The 5352-nt window shown below is 30.5% G+C and carries 6 protein-coding genes and 2 pseudogenes; 7 read left to right on the top strand and 1 reads right to left on the bottom strand.

The window, feature by feature from the left end:
- The first annotated feature begins 72 nt into the window (after positions 1-72).
- The 7 genes and pseudogenes from MKL51_RS13890 to MKL51_RS13860 all read left to right on the top strand — a co-directional run.
- A complete protein-coding gene (locus MKL51_RS13890) occupies positions 73-483 on the top strand; it encodes a transposase family protein (protein WP_171054439.1) in 411 nt (136 codons plus the stop codon).
- The gene (locus tag MKL51_RS13885; protein WP_017482311.1) at positions 431-901 is read left to right on the top strand and encodes an IS5/IS1182 family transposase; all 471 of its coding nucleotides are present in this window, start codon (positions 431-433) and stop codon (positions 899-901) included. Before MKL51_RS13890 ends, MKL51_RS13885 begins: the two co-directional genes overlap by 53 nt.
- A 3-nt stretch (positions 902-904) precedes the next feature.
- On the top strand, positions 905-2515 hold the full coding sequence (locus MKL51_RS13880) for a glycoside hydrolase family protein (protein ID WP_270904337.1): 1611 nt from the start codon (positions 905-907) through the stop codon (positions 2513-2515).
- Entirely contained in the window at positions 2502-3242 is a 741-nt protein-coding gene (locus tag MKL51_RS13875) for a lysozyme inhibitor LprI family protein (RefSeq protein WP_019767361.1), read from the top strand. Before MKL51_RS13880 ends, MKL51_RS13875 begins: the two co-directional genes overlap by 14 nt.
- 83 nt (positions 3243-3325) lie before the next feature.
- Positions 3326-4056 (top strand): annotated as a pseudogene (locus tag MKL51_RS13870) (SH3 domain-containing protein).
- A gap of 69 nt (positions 4057-4125) precedes the next feature.
- Positions 4126-4797: a hypothetical protein gene (locus MKL51_RS13865; protein ID WP_081311126.1), complete on the top strand. Its 672-nt coding sequence runs from the start codon at positions 4126-4128 to the stop codon at positions 4795-4797.
- Positions 4798-4801: 4 nt separating this feature from the next.
- Positions 4802-5008 (top strand): annotated as a pseudogene (locus MKL51_RS13860) (DUF5991 domain-containing protein); the annotation flags it as partial.
- A gap of 53 nt (positions 5009-5061) precedes the next feature.
- On the opposite strand, the gene MKL51_RS13855 reads toward MKL51_RS13860, so the two are convergent.
- Positions 5062-5352, bottom strand: a 291-nt coding sequence (locus MKL51_RS13855) for a transposase (RefSeq protein WP_161419296.1), incomplete at its 5' end; no start/stop codon positions are given.

Raw genomic sequence — 5352 nt, 5'->3', positions numbered from 1 at the left:
TAGATCTCTTTCATAAATCAAAAAACGACCTTCTTTTTGGTTAATATTTGCACTCCGGATTTCTTGGCATTCGTGCATAATCTGCGGATGAAATACATCGATTCAAACAAGCTTTCTGATCCTCAGTTCAAGCGATACACAGGCATCTCATGGTCAACTTTCTATTTGATGGTTGAGCAATTGCAGAAGCATGTCTCTGCCAAAGGCAGACCGCCCAAGTTAAGCCTGGAGGATCAGGTTCTGCTCTGTCTGAGCTATTGGCGGGAATACCGAACCTTATTTCACGTTGCGACGAGTTACGGGGTTTCAGAGCCCACAGCCTCAAGAATTGTCCGTCATGTTGAAGACTGCCTGATTCGGTCCAATCTGTTTAATTTACCCAAAGATTTACCCGAGGGCGAAGGCATCGACTGGAATGTTGTGATCGTGGATGCCACGGAAATTCCAATCCAAAGACCTAAAAAAACAGAAGAAAAGCTATAGCGGCAAGAAAAAGACCTATACCTTTAAAGTACAGGCCATGATTCACTACAAAACTCAGCAAATTATGAGTTTATGTACCAGTCGCGGTGCAGTGCATGATTTCGAGTTGTTCAAACGCAATTTAAACCAGATTCCTTTTGGGGCTTTTATCCTTGCAGATAAAGGCTATCAGGGGATTTATGTGTTGTATCCGAATAGCCTGTTGCCATTAAAAGCCAAAAGACACTGTAAATTGGATCCTGAATTGAAAATCTATAATCAAGAAATCAATAAAAGAAGAATCGGAATTGAGCATGTATTTGGCAGCCTGAAAACCTTCAAAATTCTTGCTGAGCGTTATCGAAATAGAGGTAAAAGGCTTGGTTTGAGATTCAATTTAATCGCTGGAATCTACAACTTGGAGCTGAGTAAAAAATGATTTATGAAAGACATCTATAGTAGAAAAACATATAAAGTGAAAAAGGGTGATACTTTATTAAAAATTTCAAAAGATATGAATTGTAAAATTGAAGAAATTCAAAGAATAAATAAAATTAATGATGCAAATAAGATTTCGGAAGGACAAATACTAAAGCTACCTTTAAACAAAGGAAATAATGGAGAACCAAAGAAAATAAATAATAGTTCTAATATTAATAATGGAGTCGCTAAAAAGGATAATCATGATGATAAAGATGACCATTGGTTTGGTACATTAGCGAAAGCTCCGGATTGGATGCCAGATATTAGTGCAGATAAGATCTATAATCATATTAAAGATCAGATTCTTAATAGTACTGCACCAGAATTAAAAAATATGAATGCTGAAAGTCAAGATACTGGAAATCCAAAACAGAATATATCTAATTATAAACCAAGTATTATTTTCCCTTTTAAAGTAAAACCTATCAATGATATTGGTGGAGAACTATCAAATTATTATTGGGGAGCTAAACTCAATGATACTAATGCTTCAATGGCAATCTTTGGAAGAAATAGAAGTGGTAATAGAAAGCATGCGGGAAGAGATTTATATAGTAATTGTAAACCTGTCAGCAAAGCAGAAAGTGGCTTTGAAGTAGTTGCTATAGCACCCGGTAAAGTAATAGCTTCGCAAGGATTCTATCTACAAACTAATCAAGTAAGTATTAGGCATAAAACTGATGATGGTAGAGAGTTTGTAATTAGGTATGGTGAATTAGATCCAAAATCAATAACATTAAAAGTGGGGGATCCCGTTAAGCAAGGCCAAATATTAGGCAAAACAGGTGTAATGAAAAATAAGAATGGACCAGCTGCTATACCTATTGCTGGAAAAAGAGCACATAATGTTTCAATGCTACATTTTGAATATTTTACAGGCAATGGTTTTTCATTAGATGATGCGTCAAATCTTACAATAAAAGAACATGGACTTTATTCGAGACGTGATGATATAGCTGATCCTTTAGCAATATTGTTAGAAGGATATAGAAATAGTTTTGATTTACAGTTGCCTCAAACTACTTCTCAGAAATCAATTGGAAATAGAATACCTATAAGCAATTTAACAACAAGTGCAAATGCAAGATTATTTGTTCAAGAATGGGAAGGAAAATATTTAACTCCTGATGGGCAAGGAACATACTATTACGATGATTCTAAAGGATATTGTACAGTTGGATGGGGACATCTCGTAGGTCAATCATCATGTAAAGCTTTAGGTAAAAAAGTTTTAAAAGATTTTATCTCAATATCTCAGGCTAAAACTTACTTTGAAGAAGATGTTTTGAAACATGAAGCTTATGTCAAAAAAGCTATTAAAGTTCCTCTATATCAATATGAATTTGATGCTTTAGTATCGTTAGCATTCAATATCGGGAATATTGCTAGTAAAGCCCCAAATTTATGTAAGCTTATTAATGAAAGTAATTATAAAGATGGGCCTAAAGAAATGTTAGATATAAATAAAATAACTGTAAATGGGAAAAAAGTTCCAGATCTCGGTTTGACGAAAAGGCGTAATAGTGAATATCAATTGTTTATTAAAGGAACGTACGATGCAAGGCATTAATCTTAATTTTTTTAGTGTGCTATTAGTCTTTAGTTTGAGTGCCTGCTCAAATGCTGCAGATTATAAGCCACAACAGTTAGATGAGAAAACAGTATATAAAAATAGTGAGCATGATCTGAATAATACATATTCTGATATAAAAAGCTATATTAGTGATAATAAAAACGAAGTTAGGTATCTTATTGATACTCAACGTTCTTGGTTGAGAAATAGAAATTTAAAATGTAATTTTAATGGGAAAGAAGCAAATAATGAAAATTATAAATGTCTGAGTGATTTTAATAATTCTAAAATTAAAGATTTAAGAATATCATACCTAGACTTTGATAGTTTAGAAGGGAACTTAATAAAGCCATTTAATTATAAAGATGGTGTTATAAAAGAATTAGAAGTAGGCGGGTGTTATTGTAGTGAAAGTACAATTAAGATTTTAAAAAATAAGATTTATATATATCAAGCTTGTGATCAAAAATTAAATGAACCACGTATATATAATATTGTTGGTAAGAAAAAAGATGAATTTTCTGTAGAGTATCAAATTGATACTAATAATAATAAAGTCCCAGAGTTTAATTTGGTGTTTGTAACTAATGGAAAAAATGTTTGGAATATTGTTCCTAAGGTTTTTAGAAAAGAAGACTTATTAAATTTAAATTTTAAAATTGGCTATACAACTGATACGAATTTAAAAAACAAGAAAATTGATTGTAATGATTATGAGGAATAATTCTAAATTATTAGAACTTTGATTGTATTTGATAATAGTAATATTATCTAAAAAATAATATTACTATTTTATTAAAATTCAAAATGGAACTTATCCTAAATGAAGGAAAACTTAAGTTTGTAATTTTTACTGTTTTATGATTGGTCCTGTAGGAGCTTCATATACTGACTTTGGTTTTATTCAAGATAAGGATGGATACGTTAATGTACGAGAAAGTTCAAGTTTAAATTCTAAAATTATGTTCAAATTAAATAATAATGAAATTATTTCTTGTGTGATGGATGAAGGAGCGAATAATTTTTGTTTAGTTAATGCAAGCAATGGTGTGTCTGGATTTGTTTATAAAAATAGAATAAATAATTTTACTGGTTACACTACTATGAAGTTATCTCAATATTCTATAGAAAAGGTTGTTTTTAGTGATAAAAAACTAATAGTAGAAGTATATGCAAAAAATGCTATTTTAGATCCTAAATTTTATAAAGGAGAGTATAAGTATTTTAATGGTAAGCTATTCTTTGGTACTGATGGTAGTCTACCTGACAATAATTTTTTACAACTTGATAAAATTATTGTTAGAGAAAGAGATAACAGAATAGAAATCAGTAGAACTGAGGTCGAGCAATATTTTTTCCCTAAAAATGGTATAGATGGTGATAAGAACGAGCTTGCTGATTTTAAAATATATTACTTAAATAATAATATTTTTATTTTAAATACTTTTAATAATGGTGGTGCAGCAGCTTATAATATCATTTTAAATATAAAAAATGGAAAAGTAGCTGCCAATAAAGCTTGGAAGGTTGAAATTTGACAAAATTCATATAGTAAAGTTATGAATGGTTATAAATATTAATTTCATTAATGATGCGAGAAAATAACAGTGATTTATAAAAAATTAGTTTTTGTATGTTTAGTAGGTTTTAGCTTATCTACTATTCAATATGTAATTGAAGGAGCTTATGCAAATTCTTTTGAAATAAAGAAAGTAAATAATAATCAATCCATTGAATCTACTGAAAAAATTAGAAAAATAAAGAAGAGTTTAGACAATAAAATTTATTTATTATTGGATTCTAATGAAGGTTGTATAGTTAGTGAAAAGCCTCTTAATAAAGATATCATAATTATCTATAAAGAGGACGAAAAATTTAAATATGATATTGTAAACCCAATATTGAAAAAAGATAGTAGTGATTGTGTTTCAGAATTAGCTTTTGTTACAGATGAGCCTAATTATTTTTATAATATTAATAAAAGAAGTAAGGAGTTAGTCCGTGGTTATGGTTTTGAATTAAATAAGGATCAGATTCTATATAAAAATAATAGAATTAGAGGAGTTGATTTGATAGGGGATGGAATTCCTAATATTATAATGGAATGTTTTTCAAATGAAGGGGCACATTTTAATATTTTGGGAGGGTATAATAATCAAGAAAAATTGTTACATCGTTATACTTATCTAGATATGAACTTGCAAGCCTCATGTACTGAAAATGAAAAAATATATAGTAAAGGTTTGTTGGATTTAAGAAATAAATATAGAAAAAATTAATTAAATGAATAAATTTTGTTTATTATTGCTGGCTTTTTCGGTTAACACATTTGCAAATACAGATAAGTGGAATGGTACTTATCATTATTATAGTTCAGAAGAAATACCAGGTGGAAATGTTGCGACAATAGAATTTATTTTAACACTAACACCCAAAAAGTGTGAGTATTCTATTGCTGGCTTTCAGGTTGATAAATCTTATATATGCAAAGGGCTTTGTTGCACAAAGATTTGAAAGGCAAAGCGCCCCTAATTGAGCCAAATTTAAGGCGTAACTTGGGTAAGTGGTCGACCTAATTCCGTAAATCTGTTGAGGACTGCTACACGTGCATGAACCTCATTGACTTGGCTATCAAAGCTCCTTGCACTGAGTTTATCTCCTAATAATTTGATGCAGTGCATTTTAGTCTCAACCAAACTTCGGCGATGATAGCCTGACCATTTTTTCCATAGTGTCCTACCTAAACGTTTAATTGTTCGAAGTAATTCATTTCGCTCTAGCGAGCTACTCTTTGTATCTTTCCATGGTTTCGCATTTTTTCTAGGTGGAATCAC

Origin of the sequence: Acinetobacter sp. AOR18_HL, assembly GCF_027855145.1 — a bacterium.
GTDB classification, from domain to species: Bacteria; Pseudomonadota; Gammaproteobacteria; order Pseudomonadales; family Moraxellaceae; genus Acinetobacter; species Acinetobacter pittii.
This window is presented reverse-complemented; position numbering and strand designations above follow the sequence as displayed.

Excerpts from the sequence above, each read along its gene's own strand:
- MKL51_RS13875 (WP_019767361.1), top strand. The coding sequence starts at position 2,502 with ATGCAAGGCATTAATCTTAATTTTTTTAGTGTGCTATTAGTCTTTAGT.
- MKL51_RS13880 (WP_270904337.1), top strand. The coding sequence starts at position 905 with ATGAAAGACATCTATAGTAGAAAAACATATAAAGTGAAAAAGGGTGAT.
- MKL51_RS13885 (WP_017482311.1), top strand. The coding sequence starts at position 431 with ATGCCACGGAAATTCCAATCCAAAGACCTAAAAAAACAGAAGAAAAGC.